The sequence below is a fragment of the Lactobacillus kefiranofaciens genome (assembly GCF_014656585.1).
GTDB lineage: Bacteria > Bacillota > Bacilli > Lactobacillales > Lactobacillaceae > Lactobacillus > Lactobacillus kefiranofaciens.
The window spans coordinates 1788410-1808547 of sequence record NZ_CP061341.1; the positions used below are offsets into that span (position 1 = coordinate 1788410).

15 protein-coding genes, 2 pseudogenes and 1 other annotated feature are annotated in these 20138 nt (G+C 38.2%); of the genes and pseudogenes, 6 read left to right on the forward strand and 11 right to left on the reverse strand.

Going from position 1 to position 20138, the window contains the following annotated elements:
- Positions 1–14: 14 nt before the first annotated feature.
- Positions 15–662: an amino acid ABC transporter permease gene (locus tag ICI50_RS08755; protein WP_013854716.1), complete on the reverse strand. Its 648-nt coding sequence runs from the start codon at positions 660–662 to the stop codon at positions 15–17.
- Between the two features lie 156 nt (positions 663–818).
- Positions 819–1049: a binding site (T-box leader), on the reverse strand.
- A 43-nt stretch (positions 1050–1092) separates the two neighbouring features.
- Positions 1093–3399, reverse strand: coding sequence for an RNA polymerase recycling motor HelD (gene helD, locus ICI50_RS08760; protein WP_188891526.1), 2307 nt, complete (start codon positions 3397–3399; stop codon positions 1093–1095).
- Between the two features lie 152 nt (positions 3400–3551).
- On the opposite strand from helD, the gene ICI50_RS08765 reads away from it, so the two are divergent.
- On the forward strand, positions 3552–4232 hold the full coding sequence (locus tag ICI50_RS08765) for a matrixin family metalloprotease (RefSeq protein WP_013854718.1): 681 nt from the start codon (positions 3552–3554) through the stop codon (positions 4230–4232).
- 63 nt (positions 4233–4295) lie between these two features.
- Positions 4296–4946, forward strand: a complete 651-nt coding sequence (locus ICI50_RS08770) for a histidine phosphatase family protein (RefSeq protein ID WP_188891528.1) — start codon at positions 4296–4298, stop codon at positions 4944–4946.
- A gap of 38 nt (positions 4947–4984) precedes the next feature.
- On the opposite strand, the gene ICI50_RS08775 is transcribed toward ICI50_RS08770, so the two are convergent.
- The 3 genes from ICI50_RS08775 to ICI50_RS08785 all read right to left on the reverse strand — a co-directional run bounded on the left by ICI50_RS08775 (position 4985) and on the right by ICI50_RS08785 (position 8962).
- Entirely contained in the window at positions 4985–6787 is a 1803-nt protein-coding gene (locus tag ICI50_RS08775) for an FtsX-like permease family protein (RefSeq protein WP_188891530.1), read from the reverse strand.
- Positions 6788–6797: 10 nt separating this feature from the next.
- The gene (locus tag ICI50_RS08780) at positions 6798–7547 is read right to left on the reverse strand and encodes an ABC transporter ATP-binding protein (protein ID WP_054640270.1); all 750 of its coding nucleotides are present in this window, start codon (positions 7545–7547) and stop codon (positions 6798–6800) included.
- Between the two features lie 149 nt (positions 7548–7696).
- Complete coding sequence (locus ICI50_RS08785) at positions 7697–8962, reverse strand: TcaA 3rd/4th domain-containing protein (RefSeq protein ID WP_013854722.1); 1266 nt, start codon at positions 8960–8962, stop codon at positions 7697–7699.
- 88 nt (positions 8963–9050) lie between these two features.
- Between ICI50_RS08785 and ICI50_RS08790 the strand changes: the two genes are divergently transcribed.
- Both ICI50_RS08790 and ICI50_RS08795 read left to right on the forward strand, forming a co-directional pair.
- On the forward strand, positions 9051–9731 hold the full coding sequence (locus ICI50_RS08790; RefSeq protein WP_013854723.1) for a hypothetical protein: 681 nt from the start codon (positions 9051–9053) through the stop codon (positions 9729–9731).
- Between the two features lie 358 nt (positions 9732–10089).
- Positions 10090–12744 (forward strand): annotated as a pseudogene (locus tag ICI50_RS08795) (cation-translocating P-type ATPase).
- 53 nt (positions 12745–12797) lie between these two features.
- Here the strand turns inward: ICI50_RS08795 and ICI50_RS08800 are convergent.
- From ICI50_RS08800 to ICI50_RS08820, 5 genes and pseudogenes are all read right to left on the reverse strand, one after another.
- On the reverse strand, positions 12798–13190 hold the full coding sequence (locus ICI50_RS08800; RefSeq protein WP_013854725.1) for a PTS sugar transporter subunit IIA: 393 nt from the start codon (positions 13188–13190) through the stop codon (positions 12798–12800).
- A gap of 136 nt (positions 13191–13326) precedes the next feature.
- The gene (locus ICI50_RS08805; RefSeq protein WP_013854726.1) at positions 13327–13464 is read right to left on the reverse strand and encodes a hypothetical protein; all 138 of its coding nucleotides are present in this window, start codon (positions 13462–13464) and stop codon (positions 13327–13329) included.
- Positions 13465–13564: 100 nt separating this feature from the next.
- Positions 13565–14560 carry an asparaginase gene (locus tag ICI50_RS08810; protein WP_056940794.1) on the reverse strand — a complete coding sequence of 332 codons (996 nt, stop codon included), beginning with the start codon at positions 14558–14560 and terminating at the stop codon, positions 13565–13567.
- A gap of 11 nt (positions 14561–14571) precedes the next feature.
- Positions 14572–15348, reverse strand: a pseudogene (locus ICI50_RS08815) (MurR/RpiR family transcriptional regulator).
- Positions 15349–15465: 117 nt separating this feature from the next.
- Positions 15466–16803, reverse strand: coding sequence for a family 4 glycosyl hydrolase (locus ICI50_RS08820; RefSeq protein WP_188891532.1), 1338 nt, complete (start codon positions 16801–16803; stop codon positions 15466–15468).
- 850 nt (positions 16804–17653) lie between these two features.
- On the opposite strand from ICI50_RS08820, the gene ICI50_RS08825 reads away from it, so the two are divergent.
- Both ICI50_RS08825 and ICI50_RS08830 read left to right on the forward strand, forming a co-directional pair.
- Positions 17654–18496: an SEC10/PgrA surface exclusion domain-containing protein gene (locus tag ICI50_RS08825; RefSeq protein ID WP_188891534.1), complete on the forward strand. Its 843-nt coding sequence runs from the start codon at positions 17654–17656 to the stop codon at positions 18494–18496.
- Positions 18497–19019: 523 nt separating this feature from the next.
- A complete protein-coding gene (locus ICI50_RS08830; RefSeq protein ID WP_013854729.1) occupies positions 19020–19511 on the forward strand; it encodes a hypothetical protein in 492 nt (163 codons plus the stop codon).
- A 39-nt stretch (positions 19512–19550) separates the two neighbouring features.
- Here the strand turns inward: ICI50_RS08830 and ICI50_RS08835 are convergent, their stop codons facing one another.
- On the reverse strand, positions 19551–20114 hold the full coding sequence (locus ICI50_RS08835; protein ID WP_056941056.1) for a GNAT family N-acetyltransferase: 564 nt from the start codon (positions 20112–20114) through the stop codon (positions 19551–19553).
- Positions 20115–20138 lie beyond the last annotated feature (24 nt).

The window sequence follows — 20138 nt, forward strand, 5'->3', positions numbered from 1 at the left end:
ATTCACGCTTTCTATTACTTGTAGTAAGAAAAATGTTTCTCTAGCTTCTTTAAAGCAAAGACACAAACACTGATTAAAATTAAATAGATAATTCCAACTAAAACCAATGGTACTAGCGTTACATCCCTAGCCATCGCCACATTACCGGCTCTAAGCAAATCACCTAAGCCGATTACATAAACTAATGAGGAATCCTTAACCAAGTTAATTACTTCATTGCCAATCGAAGGCAAGACAATTTTTATTACCTGGGGAATAATGATCTTAGTCATCGTTTGCCAGCGATTTAGTTGCAAAACCTGAGCCGCTTCAAACTGCCCTTGATCAATTGATTGAAAACCGCCACGGAAGATTTCTGCAAAATAAGCAGCATAGTTCAAAACGAAGGCAAACAGTGCTGCCTGATAACGGGGAAAGACAATCTGAATGATTGGCAAGCCATAAAAGACAAAGATCAACTGCATTAATAACGGTGTGCCCCGCATGATCCACACATAAAAATTAACCAACCATTTTAAAGGCTTAATTTTACTCATTTCCCCTAATGAAACTAATATTCCTAATGGAATTGCTAAAATTAACGTCCAAAAGAAGATGCTTAAAGTCATCCCTGCTCCATTCAACAAGGCTGGTAAAATTTCTCCGATATACTTTACTGACATATTCTCACCCTTTATTCCCTAATAAAAAAGTCCCCTTAGGACTAGCCTAAGAGGACGAACTGATCGTGTTTCCACCTCATGTTTGCACTTGCTCACGCAAAATACCTCACTAGGTTGATTATTTATCTAAAGAAAAAGCCCCCGCAGCCAATTGGCTACGAGGACGAACTAATCGTGCTTCCACCTCATGTTCGCAGATTACTCACATAACCTGCCTCACTAAGTTAATAATCAACCTTTAGCTATAACGGGCTATCCCGGATTCCCCTACTAAGTTCAAAGAACCGACTCACAGATGTGACTTCATGCTAGCTCATGTCTTATTTCCACCAGCAAAGACTCTCTATTACTGCAACTAACACTACTGCTTCTGTTCTAAGTTGTTTTTAATGTTGTTTAAAATAGTAAATGATAATTTTGTTTTTGTCAATTATTTTTCTTCATACGTCGTAGAATACACATCTAATAACGGACTCTTGGTTCCTGTATAAATGACATCCAGTTTATACATTGCCCGTGAAGTGATCGTATAAACTAATTGTGTTTCATCAAGCTGATGATAGTTCTCTTTAGAAGCGCCCCACATGATTACGGCGTCAAATTCTAGTCCTTTAGCTAAATATGATGGGATCACCAAAGTACCATCAACCAGCCTTTGATTGGCTGTAGCAATCAAAGTGGCCTTCTCGCCCTTTGCCTTCAATTGTTCATGAACAAACCGCGCGCTGGCCAAATCTTTAGTAATAATAGCCGTAGTAAAATGTTGCGCTTCATTTTCTTTTAGAACTTTTACTAAGACGTTAACTGTGTCTTTATCAGTCTTTCTGCCCCAGATTACTGGCTTAGGACCCTGGCGGTTAAAGGCTTCGATCTTTTCACCTTGACGCAATATCTGTTTAGTAAAATCAGTCAATTGTTTAGTCGAACGATATGACTTAGTTAGCTGCACCACATCAGTTTTTTCTGGATCAAATAAACCTGAAATTTGCTTAAGCAAGCTGCGACTCTCATCTTTAGTAAAAATTGCTTGATTCAAGTCTCCCAACATCGTGAACTTGGCACGAGGAAAGTTGTACTTCAGATAAGCTAATTGGAATGGCGTATAATCTTGAATCTCATCGATAAAGGCGTAACGCATCTCAAAGTCAGTCCTACGACCGGTAATTAAGTCGTATAAGTATAAATAAGCAGAAACGTCATTCATCGCAATATTATGGCTCTTGAAGTTCTCTTTTACCTCTTCAACGTGCTTCATCCACTCGGCTTCATCAATGTCCCACTTGCCTAGATCCATCATCTTCGGTACGGCACGCAAAAAACTTAGGTATTGTGCCCGCATATTGATAAAATGATTGTGCAAAATCCGCTTGTGGACACCCTTCAAGGCAGCTAATACGATCTTTCTGCCTAAGAAAGCCTCTTCCTTTTTTTCGGATTCGAATTCTTGATCTGGTCGATCATATAAATCATTCAATTGCTCTTGGCTAAGGCCTTCAATTGTTCTAGACACCCAAGCCTTACGTGCTTCAGGCGCAATCTTGCGATTAAGCATCTTGATCAATTCTTCGCGCGTAGCATCAATTCGGTTGGCTAAATTATAATTTTGATTATAAGAATAATAGATCTCCTTGATCTTTTTCTTGTCAAAATATGGCTTCTTTTTATCACGGAAATAAATATTCTTAAAAATCATGCCGCGTTCATTCAAGTGCTTAGCATACCGCGTCAAGAGATTAAAGAAATTGACTGAGTCTTTAAACTTACTGATATTAGTATCAGCAGTTTGGTCTTCAAATTGCTTGAATAGATTTTCAACGTTCATCCCCGGCAGACGACGGGCAACGAATTGCCAATAAGTCATCTGCACCATGTTTTGTTCACCCATTTCAGGCAAAACGTTCTTGATGTAGTCATTGAACAATTGGTTAGGACTGAACATGATTACATCGCTTGAGGTCAAATTGCCGCGATAGCGATACAGCAGAAAGGCGATTCTCTGCAAAATTGCACTCGTCTTGCCAGAACCGGCCGCACCTTGAACAAAGAGCAAGTCCGCAGAAGTATTCCTGATAATCTTGTTTTGTTCACGTTGAATAGTCGTCACAATTGACTTCATCTGCGTACTGGATTTTTCAGATAAAACTTCCAGCAGCATTTGGTCACCAATTGATTCATTGGTATCAAACATGTTGATAATCTTGCCATCTTTGATCATAAACTGCCGCTTTTTGGTCATGTCGACGGTGATCTCACCTTCTGGTGAGTTGTAAGAAACTTTGCCCAACTTACCATCATAATAAATAGATGAAATAGGCGCGCGCCAATCATAAATCAAGAAATGATCATTCTTATCAGCAAATGAACCCAGGCCAACATAAATGGTTTCTGGCTTCTTTTCGCCTTGCTCCTTGAAATCAATTCGAGCAAAGTATGGGCGCTTCTCAAGTCGTTCCGCCGTACTAAGCTGCTTAGCAGAATGCTGCCAAGCATGTTCACGCTCACTCAATAGCTGTTGCTGCTGGTGAATTGAAAGCGCAGTTTCCATTGAAGTAGAGTAGCCGTCATAATCCAATTTAACATCGTCAAAAAAGTGTGAATTAATATCTCGCGCTTCGCCTTCAGCTGATTTAATTGACTTTTTTAAAGATTTTTCTCGCTCCTTGATCTGCTTTAAAACATTATCAAGGTGTTTTTGTTCAAGTGCTTTTTCATTACTTTCAGTTTTGGCTGTAGCCATTTAATCACCTTTTCCTTAAAAAAACTCTCATTCTATTTTATCATGAGTAGCGCTTTCATTGTAGTTTTCACGCTCATAAGAAAAATACAAGCGAAAATAAGTGAAAAATTAAGCTTTCAAGCTTATAATTTTGGCATTGGAGTTGAATATTCATGAGGACATTTTTTAGAATCATCAGAAATATTTTCTTGCTTGCACTGCTAGCTTTTGGTGTTTGGACCTACAGGAGCAATCCTAATATGCGGATGGCTACGCAAGATTCTTTAGCCATGTTAAATTACCGCATTAGTCAACTGCTCAATACAGGGACAGCTACTGAGCCTCAAATAAGTGATAAGCAGCAAACCAAGACTAGTAAAACTACCGATAGTGATACTGCTAATACTCGGTCCTGGACTAAACCTGAAGCTGACGTATATGTTGATATTCATGATAACCTGCAGCTGTGTTCTGCGGCCATTGATGCCATGAATGCCTGGAACAGAACTGGTGCCTTCACTTTTCATCAGATTAATAATAAAAAAGATGCCCAAATTATCATTAATGTCGTTAATGATAGCAGCACCAATGCGGCTGGTGAAACGGCGACTACTTATAATCCAGCAACTGGTCATTTACTGAAGGCTACAGTTCACTTGAATCGTTATTATTTGCAAAATCAATGGTATGGCTACAGCAATAACCGCATTGTGAACACTGCTGAACATGAACTAGGTCACGTAATTGGACTCAATCACACCAAAACCGTCTCAGTAATGTATCCTAAAGGTTCAATCTACACGATTCAGCCGCAAGATATCAAAAATGTTAGAAAAATCTATCATGAAAAGTAATTTACTTTATTTGCTCTTCTTTTTTTCTTAGAATAAAGGAGAGTTTTTTGATGAGGAGAAAAAATGAAAAGAATTTATGTTGTCCGTCATGGACAAACTTATATTAACCGTTATAACAAAATGCAAGGCTGGTGCGATACGCCTTTAACCGAAGCTGGTATTGAAGGTGCTAATCAGGCAGGCGAAGCATTAAAGGATGTGCCCTTTGATATTGCTTTATCCAGTGACTTGAAGCGAGCTAGCGACACCTGTGAACTGATTATGAAGCACAATGTTAATAAAGACGAATTGCAGCACATTGCCAGTCCATTTTTTAGAGAACAATTCTACGGCTACTTCGAAGGATTAGATTCTGAAATGGCTTGGCGCATGATCGGTGGCGGACACGGTTACGCCACAAGACAGGAAATGTTTAAGCATGAGAGCATCAACACTATTAAAGATTGGATCAAGGAAGCCGACCCATATCATCAAGCTGAAAATGCAAAAGAATATTGGGATCGCCTTGACAAAGGCTTCAAATTAATCAGCGAATTAGATGGTGCAGAAAATATTTTGCTAGTTACCCACGGCTTAACAATTAGAAGTCTATGGTATCGTTATGGCGATAATATTCCGCTAGTACCTGGTCCTAAGAATGCTTCAATTACAATTATGACTATGAGTAATAAGGGTGAAATTAAGATTCCTAGTTGGAACAAGATGCATTTATAAACAAAAAGCTTTCCAGTTTGGAAAGCTTTTTGTATTTCTTATCTCTTCAAAACAATATTTTTATACAACTTCACCGTTACCGCATAGTAAACGAAGTACAATACGATAAAGATTAAAAATGGTAGCCAGATTCCCATATATGGTTTAGGCAATAATGCTTTAAACAATCTGAGTCCAAAGAGTACATCGATTACACCAAGCACGCTTGGCAATAGGAACAAGACACCGATTTCGCTTCTGATTGATTTCTTAAGCACCTTTTCTCTAGAACCAATCTTATAAAGCATTTCGTAATGTACTTTGTCGCTGGCGGCACCGCTTAAGACTTTGAACATCAAGGTTGAAGCAAGCATGGTCAAAAATGCGATTCCGAGGAAGAAACCCATGAATGCAAAACCACTACAGAAGCCAAGCATCATTTGATAACTAAATGGTTTAGTACCAGTTAGTGCACTTGCCATCGCTGGATTAGCGGCAATTTGCACCTTTTCTAGCTTCATCAAGGTTGGATAATCTTTAGCAAAGTCTTTCACTGTTAATAAAGTGACGAATTTCTTCTGCCCTTTAATTGTCTTCAACTTGTCAGCTGAAACTAAATTAATCTTCTTTTTACCTGCACCTACCATTGTCCCCAACAGCATGTTGCCATATCTATTAGGATTGGTTAAATCTTTAGTCTTCACAGTATATGGCTTGTAAGTTGGAAAATTATTGCCGTGTTGAATAAATTTAATATCTTTAAGTGGACTCTTTTCCAACTCAGCTTGGTTGAAGTAAAGGTCTTTCTGGTTTTCGACATAGTGATAAGTAGCCTTGCTCTTAAGATCAAGCTTAGCCATATTTTTCTTAACAGCTGGGCTATTTTGCATAACTGTTGCATCATAGTATGAGCTCTTAACTGCTTGATCCTTCAATGAATTAAAATTAAGACCTACAGTAATAGCTCCAAGCGCTAAAGCGAAAAGTAATGAGATGACTGACAGAATGCGCGTATAATCACGAATTCTGAATTTTAATTGACCCAAAGTGAAGACGCGAATGCCGTGGTAGGCAAAGCCTTTCTTTTTGAGCAACAGATTAATGATGAGTGTAAAGAATGAATCAAAAGTGAAGTAAGAACCAGCTACGATAGTAACTAAAGCTGCTGGGATAATGAAGAAAATTGCACTAGCTGGCATCCCCATGATGTAGTAGCCTGCAGCAAGCAGTGCCAAGCCCAAGATAGCTTCAACTACTCTTAAGCCATTCTTGCGGCTTAATTTAATTGGCTTTTGGTCTTCATGCAATAAGTCGATCACCTTGCTGCGTACAAGCTTATGCACGTTTCTCAAAGCTGCTAAGAAGAAAATCGCAACAAATAAAATTAATGTCCAGATAATTGCGTTAGGCAAGATTATTTGAAAATGCGTAATCTGCAAGCCTAAGCTGCTAATCACCAGTTTCGAAACAATCGCAGTCAAGCCAAAGCCGATTACGATTCCTAATACCGTAGCCAAGATCCCGGTCATTAAGGTTTCACAGAAGATCAATAACCCAATTTCCGAACTCTTGGCTCCCAGCATCATGAACATGCCGTAGTCGTGCTGGCGCATGCTAAGCAAAAACGAGTTGGCATACACCAGATAAACAAAAGTAATAATTGCGAGCAGAACAATCCCGAAGCCGAAAATAAAGCTCAAGTATTGCCCCGGCGCGTTAACATCTTTACTCATAAAGCCCGGATTAATCGCCAAAGATAAAAACATGTAAAAAATCATGCTGGCTACAACTAATCCTGAAAACAGAACCGTGTAGTCCTTTAGCCGGCTTTTAATCCCGGTCAAAGATAATTTCCAAATCATGATTTCCCGCCTATTCTTCCGTACCCAAGTGGGCGATCAATTCATGGTAAAAGTCAACTCTTGACTGCTTGCCCTTTTCCATTTGTTGACCAATCTTACCGTCTTTAATAAATAAAATGCGGTTGGCAAAACTAGCTGAAAATGGATCGTGCGTTACCATCAAAGTTGTGACGCCATCATTTTTATTCAAATTTTCCATCGTATTTAAAAGTTCTCGTGCACTCTTAGAATCAAGCGCACCGGTTGGTTCATCGGCCAGCAAAATTGCTGGTTCATGCACCAAGGCACGCGCTGCAGCTACACGCTGCTTTTGACCGCCAGAAATTTCTGCGGGATATTTATTCAAGATTTCTTTAATGCTCAACTTTTCAGCAATCTTATCCACAAGTGGATTAATGCGATTAGTTGAAATGCCGCGCAAGCTAAGTGGTAATGCGATGTTTTCTCGATTGGTTAGATTCTCCAATAAGTTAAAATCTTGGAAGATAAAACCAATTTCTTTACTACGGAAATCTGCCATTTGATTGGTGTTTAAAGTACTAATATCGTGACTATTAATAAAAACTTGACCAGTCGTTGGCTTATCTAATGTTGAAAGAATATTCAATAAAGTAGTTTTACCTGAGCCAGAAGCTCCCATGATTGCTACGAATTCTCCAGAAGCAACCTTGAAGTTGATCCCCTTTAAAGCTTGGTATTGTTTTTCGCCTTTTTTACCGTAAGTTTTGGTGATATTGTCCACCACAAGAATTTCGTTCATTTTAAGTTCCTCGCGTTCTTTGTTTTTGTTCTGCTGTATTATTTAATTAATACACTAATATGATATTGCATTTTTGTCAATCTTTTTAGATAAAAAAATAGGCTTTCTGCTTAAACATCTGCAGAAAACCTTGATAAATTAATGTTTATTTATTTTTTAGTTTTAATTGATTTAGATTCACCAATCGTTTGAATCCTTTGTTGCTGCTCAACATAATGAAAAATTGCGTTTTGATATAACAGCTTTTCCTTTTTTTCCCCCTTATTCTTAAACTTCTTAATTAAGGTCACTTCATAATCAACCTTGCTATAATTACGTCTACCAGGCATCACAGATAAAACCTTGATTTCAACATTAACTTTTTTCAGCTTCTTATCTTTCTTCCAAGACTTAAACCGTTTAGTCAGCTTTTGATAATCAGAATTGTCCTTGCCATTTTCAAAATCATCTTCGCTAGGCTGCTTGAAATTTTCATAGAGGATTCTAGTGGCATCCCCTACCTGAATGAGTCCTGGCCAGATTGGATTAACGATGTAATCACCTTCTGCATCCTGGTAGACATCTTTTTGATTATTCCCCTGGTAATCTTGCGTACTATCATAATCAGTAACATCATCCTCGCTGTCACTGAAGGCAGCAGTAATTGACTGGGATAAATCCGTTACCTTTTCAGACTTGATCGTTTGCCCGTCGCTTTTACTCTTGATATAAATTTCCATCCGTTTGGCAATTGGATAATCCTTAAAAGTATAGGTCCCATTTTTAGTCAATTTGCCTACCTTGCGATCATTGACATAAATAATTCCATTCGGAACGCTGCGAATCTGAAAAGTGGCAGTCTTAATCTTCATATTAACGGTCTTATTTGACCAAATATTAACAATCGAATCGGCATCTAACTGGCGACCGTTGACCTTGGCTTTGACCAAAACATGATAGCGTCCTGGGAAAACTAGCCCTAAATCTTGGTAATAATTCTGGTCGCCACCCTGCATTTGACCATAATTTTTCCGGTCAACATATAAAGTTGAATCCGCGTGATTAGTTTGCACTTGGGGCCGGTAACATTGCACCCGCAACCGATATTTAGGAAAAATTATAAAGTAGCGACCTGATTCTACTAATTGAATCTCGGCACTATCACGATTGTGTCGTAAGTTATAAGCTAAGCGTCTGGCGGCCTTTTTATGTTCCTTGAAGTAACTCTGAAGTGGCTTTAAACTGCTATCCGTAACATTCATATCTGGCGTTGATGGGATCACATACTTAGCCATCTCAGCCTTGGGATTTTGCAAATTAGCTACAATCCGCTCAATTTGTCGATCTTTTGTATAATAAAGACTGCCCAAACCCGTGAAAGCGGCAATGAGCAAGATGATTATTCCAAATGTCCAAATTTTTTTATGCTTTTTCATTTTTACACCCTGTTTAAAATTGCTTTTTCTCTTAGGGTATCAATTTGAGTCAAAATAGCAAATATCTTTTTTCAGCGAGGCAGAATTTATGGAAATTAATTTTGATTTTTTACAAGCCAGTCCCACATTCAAACAGCATTTTCCTGCAGCCAATAAGATTCACAAATTATATACGATTGCAGACTACCGTGACGTCATCAGCAATTCACGGCTTTTGCTTGAAGCACTTACTAAACAGATTTTTCAATTAGAAAACCTCAATCAATATTATCAATTGCCAGCTGGCGAATATCACAATTTACGTAATGACACCCATTATCTACGCTCTGAGGTCAACTATCCTCTCAGCATCATGAATCTTTTTGACGAAGTGCGCCGGATGGGCAACGCGGCAGTGCACGATTTGAAGATTGAACCGGATCAGAAGCAAGCCTGGCGCTGCCTAAGCGATTTGCATGATATTCTAGTTTTTTTAGTCAATAGTTATGATGGAAAGCAGCTTTATTACTTTAGACCTGACATTGCAATGGAAGCACAAACTGATAAGAAACATTATCATCTTAGGAAAAAAGCCCAGCATAAGCCACTTCACTTACATGACCATCAAACATTTAAGAAGACAACACATGACCATGCTAGTCAAAAAATGAAAAGGGCAAAATATTTTTCAAGCAAACCAATTTCAGAATCCAAGCCCCAGTTAGATGCCCCGACTAAAACAAAAGAAAGTTTTCTAACCAAGCTTAAGCATTTTTGGCATAAAAAATAGCAAGATCTCTCTTGCCAAATAAACGATTCCATTAAACGTAGTCAAGCGTACGGAAATTCATGCTGTGACTACTAGTGAGCTGTCATACTCCTCCACGAGAGCAACTCGCACAGTAATCATACCGCAATTTTGGCTATCAAAAAAATCAATTTTTTCTTTCATGAATATAATCAAAAAATGATGATGAATCCTATTGACACTATGTCACTATATGATAAAATTAATTCTAGGATTTATATATTGAGAAGCGCCAATAACGCTGCCAATACACAAATGAAAACTGAACAGGTTTCTCAAATGGAGAATGGCTTACATTGGCTATTCTCCATTTTTTTACGAAAGGATTGATCTGTCCATTATGGATAATCACAGGCAAAGTCCCTGGACAATTGCATCAGCTCAGGTACTAACCCAAACTAATACAAATGAAAATGGTTTAACTGACGAAGAAGTTCCGATACGCCAAAAAAATGGCTACAATGAACTAGCAGCTAAGCCGCCCAAAACTATCATGCAGATGCTCAAAGAGCAATTATTCGATCCGATGATTCTGATCTTACTAGGAGCAGCTCTTTTCTCTGCTATTTTAGGCGAATACATTGAAGCAATCATTATTTCTTCAATTGTAGTCTTGAATACCATCATTGGCATTGTGCAGGAGAGAAAAGCACAGTCTTCTCTAGCTGCCCTGCGGGACATGAGTGCACCAATGGCTCATGTAGTCAGAAATGGCAAAGAGAAACTAATTCCAGCTAAAGAATTAGTAGTTGGTGATATCGTCAACTTGCACGACGGCGACATGGTCCCAGCCGATATGCGTCTAATCGAAACTGCTAATTTAAAAATTCAAGAAGCATCCCTCACTGGCGAATCCGTTCCAGTGAAAAAAGACGCGAACGCTATTTTAGCCCAAGACTGCGCATTGGGCGATCGCCGCAACATGGCCTTTAGTTCCTCAATTGTAACTTATGGTCGCGGCCAGGGCGTAGTCACCACAATCGGCATGAACACCGAAATGGGTGCCATCGCGGAGATGCTAGAAGATCAAACGCAAACCGAAACTCCGCTTAAGCGCAAACTCACTCGCGTTGGTCAACTTTTAACAATTATTGGTATTATCATCTGCGTCTTGGTCTTTATCCTTGGTGCAATTTACCAAAAGCCACTAGTGCCAAAATTCTTAGTAGCTATTTCCCTGGCAATATCTATTATTTCAGAAGGCTTGCCAGCTACAGCAACGATTGTGATGGCCTTAGGCGTCAAGCGAATGGTCAAGCGCAATGCTTTAATCAAAAAATTGCCTGCGGTTGAAACTTTAGGCAGTGCGACTGTAATTTGTTCTGACAAGACCGGTACTTTGACCTTAAACAAGATGACTGTTACTCAAATTGCCACGGATGATTTTAGTCACGCAATCGATGTTAAAAGCATGCAAAATAGCCCAGGCGTGCAAGCCTTAGCGTATGCCGGTGCTCTTTGCAACGATGCCAGCATCAATGGCAAGCATGAAATTGGTGATCCCACTGAAATTGCATTGATTCCATTTGCGCAAAAGTTGGGTTTGGAGCAAAGCAAATTAAAAGAGGAACATCCCCGTTTATTTGAACAGCCTTTTGACTCAGATAGAAAACGAATGACGACTCTGCATGAAATCGATAACCAATACGTAGCCTTCACCAAAGGCGCAGCTGACGAAATTTTACCACTATGCAGTCAGATTATGATTAATAACAACGTTCGTCCAATTACTGAACATGATCAAAAACAAATCATGCAGCTCACTAAATCTATGTCAGCGGACGCATTGCGCGTATTGGGCTTTGCTACAAAAGTGGTAAAGAACATCCCTGATGCCGGAACTGATTTAGAAAACAATTTAACCTTCATTGGCGTTAGCGGCATGATCGATCCACCACGTGAAGAAGTAGCTGAATCTATACAAACCTGTCGCGACGCAGGCATCCGCACCATCATGATTACCGGTGACCACAAGATCACCGCTTTAGCTATTGCTAAAAAACTGAATATTTATCAAAATGGCGACTTAGCCATCTCTGGCAGCGAACTTGATCAGATGTCTGACCAACAATTGGATGAAGCTGTCAAAAGAGCAACTGTTTTTGCCCGTGTTTCACCAGCAGATAAATTGCGCATTATTCAAAGCCTAAAGCGTAACGGTGAAGTAACGACCATGACTGGCGACGGCGTGAACGACTCACCTGCTTTAAAAGCAGCCGATATCGGCGTAGCTATGGGTATTACCGGTACCGATGTAGCGAAAGACGTGGCCGATATGATTTTGCTAGATGATAGTTTTACTACTATTGCCTATGCGATCAAGGAAGGACGCCGCGTTTACCGCAATATCCAAAAAGTAATCCAATTCTTGCTTGTGGGTAATATTGCTGAAATTACGACTTTGTTTGTCGCTACTCTTTTCAACTGGGATGCCCCATTATTGGCGGTCCATATTCTATAGGTTAACTTAGCCACTGCTACCTTACCAGCTTTAGCTTTGGGTGTAGACCCAGCAAGCAGAAATATCATGAAGCACAAACCAGTCAAGAGTGGTACTTTATTTGAAAAAGATCTAGTCTGGCGGGTAATTACCCAGGGAATCTTTGTCGCATTGATGACTCTGATCGCTTTCTTTATCGGTCTAGCAACTGGCAACCAAGTTGTCGATCAAACCATGGCTTTCAGCGTATTGGCCTTGTCACAAATGCTCAGAGCATTCAACCAGCATTCCAATACCGATCCAATCTGGAAAAGAGCAACTGGCATGAATATCTGGCTAATTATTTCATTCCTAATTTCTGCATTCTTCATGGGCATTATTCTCTTTGTTCCTGCAATTCAAAAAATCTTCTACGTTACTAGCCTTTCAGCTGGCCAATGGATCGTAGTCATTGCTTTGGCAATGTTATCAATTGCTCAAGTTGAAGTAGTTAAAGGATTTAAAAAGGTGCGAAATAATCTGGTGCGAAATAGAGATAGTTTAATCGAAGACTAAAAATAAGCATAGTAAAAGACGATAGAACAGTTAATTTATCGTCTTTTTCGTTGCTAAACTAATTGCATTTGATCTACAGCAATTTGATTTCTACCAATTTCAATTGCCTTTTGTGCAGAATCATCAAGAGAAGCAGTAATCAGTCTGTGACTTAATTCCAATACCATTGGCAAGTTAACGCCACTAACTACGCGAACACGATCTGGATGCTGCTGCTCATATTCTTCTGCAATCAGATGTGGTGTGCCATTCTTTAAGTCGGTCAAAATTAAAACTTGACCTGCCTGATATCTTTGCATTATTTGAGCAAAACGCTCCTTAAAGTCCCGAATACCGGTATCTGTCAATTCAATTGAAGCGATTTGATCATTCTTGCCTGCTAACATATCATGTGCAGAGATCAAACCTGAAGCCAAGCCTTCATGTGTCGCAATTAAAAGTTCCATAAGTCCAAAATCCCCTTAATCATTGTAAGCGATTTCTACACTCAATATTTTAACATAAGCACTTGCTAATTGCTGAAGCAACGCGGTTTTATCATTTTGTTTTAACAAAAAGCGATCACTCTCGTGACCGCTTAATTTACTTTTTAATAATCGCACTCGAAATCTTGTTAGTATTAGATTCAATCAATTGATTCGAGTTATTTACAAAAAGGGAAACACCTATTCCTAATGCCGCAAGGATAATCCATATTCTTTCTAAAGTTTTACTCTTCATTAAATTGCACGCTCCTTTTTCCCTCTTTTATTATACAAGGTTGTACTTATAATAGCAGTGACTGCGCTTACAATTAATCAATTTGTAAAATTTTTTAAATTTACTTAAGACTTACCTCGCCCGCAACGTTAGTGCCAAAAAACTTAGCGATTTCATTTACATTCATCCCTTGGCCTAAGGCCCACATTAATTTAGTAATTGCACTCTCAGAAGTCATATCGCACGCACTGATCGCGCCCTCCAGCAAGGCTTCACGACCAACTTCATACTTGGTTAAATCGCTACGCTCATATAAACACTGGCTGCTAGCAACAACAGGGATCCCTTGTCTAATCAACTTTCCAATGGCAGCTACCATGTTCCGCCGAATAAAATTCATCCCGCCTAAGCCATAGGCTTCAATGACGATTCCTCGGCAGCCACTATCAACCATGGCAAAGAGCAAATTAGGATCAAAACCAGGAAACAATTTAACTAAAGAAACATGCGCGTCAATTTTAGTATTTAATACTGGATTGCCATCATGCTTTTTTTGGAAATCATCATCTTTATTAAAGACCAAACCGTCTGAAGAAACAGTTGCCACTGGCGGCACATTCACGCTCTCAAAAGCGTCAAAATTGGTGGTTCTCACCTTAACTGAACGGCAACCGAGCATTACTTTATTATGAAAGGCTAAATATATATCTGGTGGACAGCTTGCCGCTGCCGCAAAAGCCAACCGCAAATTATCATGCGCATCACTTAAAACAACGTTGATCGGTACCTGACTCCCCGTTAACACTACTGGAATATTGATATTTTTTAACATAAAAGACAACATTGAAGCCGTATAAGCCATGGTGTCTGTACCATGCGAAATTACGATGCCATCATAGTCATTGCGATATTTATAAATATTCTGTGCGATGAGCTTCCATTCTTCTGGCTGAATATTAGAAGAATCTAGCTGCAAGATATCGCGCACCTGAATCTCATAAGGCAGCTTACCTAGCATCTTAATTAATTCCTCGCCAGTTTCTTTAGGCACTAGACCTGCATTAGACGCTACAGAAGCAATCGTGCCACCCGTTGATAATAAAAGTATTTTTTTCATCGTTCTATCCCTTATTTTTGTAAATCAAGATGCCTGCCATATTCATTCATAATCAAGTCGATTAAGACATATGCCGAACTAAAAGTTACCGCGTTTTGATTGCTGATTTGAAACGGCGTCGTCCTGAAGAAAAAACTGTAATCACTCAAAGAAGCAAGCTTTCCTGGCTGCCAGCTAGTTAGCGAAACCAACTTCAACTTAGTATTTACCACATCAATTTTCTTTAGTTCTTCAATAATCGTCTTATTAAAGCCACCAAAAGAAATCACAAATAACATATCCTTATTCTCAGCAGATTGTCCGAGCATTGATACCTCATCACGAGCACTAGGCAAAATGATCGCCTTTTTCCCCACTAAGAAAAATGAATGTGACAAGTACTCAGCAATAATCTGCTGCTGCCAACCGGTTGAATAGATATAAATGCTCTCAGCTTGATCGATATCGGCAAATAATTCGCTGAGGTTTAAGCCTTTGAAGTACTTAAAAGTTTCTGTAATGATTTTCTGCAAATTATTATCAAAGTCTAGTTCACGTGAACGCTTTTGATTTTGCACTTTTCTAGCCGCGAGTTCCCTAATTCGAACTTTAATTCACTAAAACCACTAAGCCCTAATTTTTTGCTTAAACGAAAAATAGCAGACTTAGAAACATATAACTTGTGCGCTAATTCTAACAAACTCAACTTGCTGGCAGCTTCCGGATACTCTAACAAGTAACTCACAATGGCTTTATCAGTATCATTGAAGCCCTCTTTTTTTCTTCATGACTGCTGTTTCTAGATCCATCTATTTTTGTCCTTTCTAGCGACTTTCTTCCATATAAGGAAAGAATAGCATGTTAGACACAAAAAAGGTAGCTATCTTCAACGGATAGTTACCTTAATATGTTGTTTTTAGTTATGACTATTTTAATTCTGGCCAATATGGGGCGTTGACTGGAAGCATGTCATCCAAGATCTTCTTGGCAACACTTGCATCTGGTACGGTCTTGTTCAAAGCAAAGGCTTGCAGCATCTTTTGGTAAGAATGCTCAACGTAAGCATCAACAACCAGCTTTTCACAAGTTTGTTGCTCCATCATTAAGCCTCTTTGGAAGCGACCAGCTTCACCAGTAGCCATTGGTTGAATTCCATCTGCACCTAACAATGCTGGTACTTCAACGATAGAATCTGGATCCATGTTGGAAATAGCACCATTATTAGCACAGTTGGCTAAGAACTTTTCATGAGTGTTGTAAGCAATCGCATGAATAATATCTACAATATATTCTGAATGCAAGCCTGAGATATCCCAAATGTTGTCCTTAGCAGTACCAGCTTTAACGATTCTTTCACATTCGCTAAAGACAATCTTCTGCCGGTGTTCACGAATTTCATCTGTACGAGTATGCTTGGGATCAGCATTAGCAACTTCATATTGTGGGAAGTAGTAATACTGCATGTAGTTGTTTGGCAAGGTTTCTGGATCCATCTTGTAATCATCGGCAACCTTCTTAAAGGTAGCTTCCCAGGAAGCTTCAGTATCCTTGTCATAGTCGCCGCCTACCCAGTAGCCGTGTTCTTTAACGTATTCTTTCAGCTTAGGCATCAAGTCTTCGCCGGTCTTCTTGTTTCTAACTTCTTTCCACCAGCCAAAGTGGTTCAAGCCGTAGTAGTTGAAGTCAATATCATGCCAACTGTTCAAACCGCAGATAGCAGCCATTCTGTCCATGTCATCAATTGGCATATCACAGATGTTGATTACTTTAGCATGAGGACGAAGACGACGGCAAGCTTCAGCTACAATCGCAATCGTGTTGGAATAGTTAATCATCCAAGCATTTGGTGAGTATTCTTCCATCCAGTCAATAATTTGCAAAATTGCTGGAATTGAACGAAGACCGTAAGCCATACCTCCGGGTCCTGTAGTTTCTTGACCGTTCACGCCGTATTTTAATGGAATCTTTTCATCTAAACTTCTCATATGGTATTTACCAACACGAATTGAGCCCATTACGAAGTCAACGTCTGTAAAGGCTTCTTTTGGATCAGTAGTATATGAGAACTTAATTTGTGGAGCTCTCTCCTTCATGATAATTTTTACAGCTTCACCAATCTTCTTTTGGCGTTCCGCATCATTATCATAGAACTTCAATTGTCTCATTGGGAACTTGTCTTGACTCTTGATTAAATCAAGTACAAATCCTGGGGTAAAAGTACTACCACCACCGGCAATAACTACTGAATATTTCTTACCATTCATGGTTAAAAGTCTGCTATATATAAGTTTTTAAACTCGCTTTAGTTATCTGACGGTTATATTTATACCATGTTTCAAAGTTATTGTATTCGTTTTCAAAGCTTTCAGACTTTGTTTCAAGGCTTGGAACTCGTTTCGAATGACGAAATATTTTTTATGGCAATAAGTATTGATCTGACAAGCCTTTATTAGTATCTACTTATATTGAATTTTTAAATACCCTATTTATTGTGAAATATCTACTATATTAAAGCAATTCAAATCTATACGCTTACCAAGGCCAATTTTATTGTATTTTTGGCACTTATTATGTTTATTGCCTTATAAATATACCATATTTTGGCATTGCAATATATATTTTAAATTATATATAATTGACCACAATATTTAGATAAAAACGTTATTTTTTACATATTTTGTGGTTTATTTAATTAAATTAGCTGCGCACAATTCCAAAGCTATATGCAAATATTTAATTAGAATCAATCAACTAATATCCCCGGTATTATGGGATTCTTTAGTTTAATTAATCGCTTTTTATTTATAACTATAGTTACTTTTATATATTTTAATATATAAAAGTGCATTTTAAATTATTTATTAGCCGTATAGTTTTGATGATTTTAAGCCTACAAATGACATAACACCAAGCTTTTGCAAGGAAATATATATACTTTTTTTAATAAAGGTGTTATTAAATCTTTACACATATAGACTTTAATTCTAACCCTGCTATTGTATCTAGGTGAAGAGACTTATAGCAGAACTTAAGAAACCGACTACTTCTTAAGTGTTGAGTTTATACATTGGGAATTTTGATAAAAAGACTTTTTTAACATAGGGGATTAGGAAAATGAGAAAGAATGTTAGACTTTTATCAACCATTAGTATTGCAGCTGCTTTAGCAGGTGGTGCCGTAACGACTTTAAACGGTACTACAAATAACACTTCAACTGTTAAAGCTGCTTCAATCACATTGCCTTCAGGCTATACCAAGAAAGCCGTTATTAAATGGAATCAAACTGGTAAAGCAAGTAAAGCTTTAATCAATGCCTCAAAGAAAGGCATGAAAGAAAATAACTATAGTGATGCTGGTTCAGATAATACTTTAGTTAATGTAACTAAGTTAAGTCACAGCCAAAAAGTTGAGTTAAGCAAGTACACTTTGAGCTTGATTAACTCCGCTCGTTATCAACTCGGCAAGAAATCATGGACTTATAAAACTGGTGCATTGCACTTCGCTGACCGTGTAGCTAACCAATACTACACTCACAACAGATCTTGTTGGGATGCTGGTCACTATGTTCCTGGTATTCAGCGCGCAGCTAAGGCATCCGGCCTTAACTCAAGAGTAGGTCAAGTTTACAAAGACGAAGCAGGCTTACCTACTTCAAGTCAATATCACACCAATATGCGTACTATGTCAGCATTGAAGAGCGAAATCTACTTCAACGTTAAGCAAATGCTCTTCGGTGGTTTTGCTGGCTCAGATAGCCAAATGAATGATTCTTCAAGATATACCGAATGGGAACACGTTGGTGACTTGCTTGGTTGCCGTACTAAGAGTTATGATGCTAAGACTAAATACTTTGGCATTAGCTTCAGTGGCTTAAAGGGCGATTCAAGCAAGGTTAGTGTTCACATGATGGGTGTTGCTAAGCGTTACATCCAAAACTACAAGAAATTTAACCATTAATTGACGTTGTAGTTTAAAAACTTAATATAGTTCCTAATCCAAGGGTTCAAGTGGTTCAGTCACCTGTTTGAACTCTTTTATTATGCCCTAAAATATTGAACTGCTTATTAAAAATATTAATCAAACATAACAAAAGAACCTAAATTGTTTATGCTTTTCAAACAGTCTGGTCCTTTTGTACTGTCTATTAGGCAATGCTAATATTTATATAGGCCACTGTCACAGCTCGTCATTACAGCATTTATGACTAAAATCATTAATTTATTAGACCCTATTAATGTTTCAGTTAAAAAATAATGTCAGTAGGTTATTTCTCTCCTTGCCTTAATAAAAATTTTTTCTACAAAATTATTCTACCTAATCCAAGCCCATCAAGCTTACATTCAACTATAAACTATATATTATCAAAAAAAGCTATTGCTATATTTTTATATAATTGATATATTTTTAAAGTACTATTTAGTAATAGGAGGAGTTGCGTTGAAAAACGTTACCATAAAAGAAGTGAGAGGGATAATAGTTAATGAATAATAACCGCCTACATTTGACCTTAAGAAAAGACTTGGCCAAGCGTACAGTAAAAAAATACTCAGTTACACAATATTGCAAAACCTTAGGAATTGGTCGCAGCGCATTTTACAATCAGTATGATGGAATGCCTGGATTAATCTGTCATATCTTAAAGCATGAAATTGCACTCCATTTCCGTGAATATCAAGATTGCAGTTTAAAGCAGCTAGTCTATGGTTTTCTCAAAGAAATCTACGATTTACGCGTTTACTACAACAATATTTATCATTTATCGATTAAAAATAATTGTAAACGCCATATCTGCCAAGAAATCAAAAACAAATTTTTTAAAGAATTACAGCAATATCTGATTAAGAGTGATTATTCTAACAAGAAGATCCTTAGTATCAGCAGCGTTACTATTTATCGAGTAAAAGATTGGGTTTCTCATGGTTGCAAAGAAAGCATTTTACAAATTTATTCTGAAATCGAACCTGCATTATAAGAAAAACAGATCTGGAAATTCCAGATCTGTCTTTTATTTCTAAATCCGCTTAATCATATGATCATAGGTCCTATCGCCAATAGTCATTGATTTTTGAACTTGATAGCCCTTATGCTCATATAATCTTTGAGCACGGGGATTTTCTTGATCAACATTCAAGCTAATAATCTTATAGCCATGTTGTTTAGCAACTTCTTCAGCTTCATCCATCAAGTGGCTAGCGATCTTTTCACCCCAGTGATCGGGATGAACGGCTAACGCGTCAATATACCATTCATGAGGCCAAGCTTCTTGATCATCAAAGATTACAGTGGGCACTGGCAAGCCAGTCTTAGCATAATCGTGACGCAATACGACATCAATAATCTTCTGATCCTTATAAGGATACATATCTAGAATGCCGGTAACCTTACCATCCTTCTCTGCTACCCAGATACGACGATAAGAATAGCGATAGTCCTCAGAAATGAAACCCAACTTCATTAAGCTGTATAATTGATCCTCAGGCAATGATTCAATGGATTTCATTTGCATTTCGTCAAAAATTTGCTTAAGAATTGGATATACGAATGGAAAGTCAGTCTTTCTTGCTTGTCTAATCATTTTTACCTCGTTTAAACTGTCAAT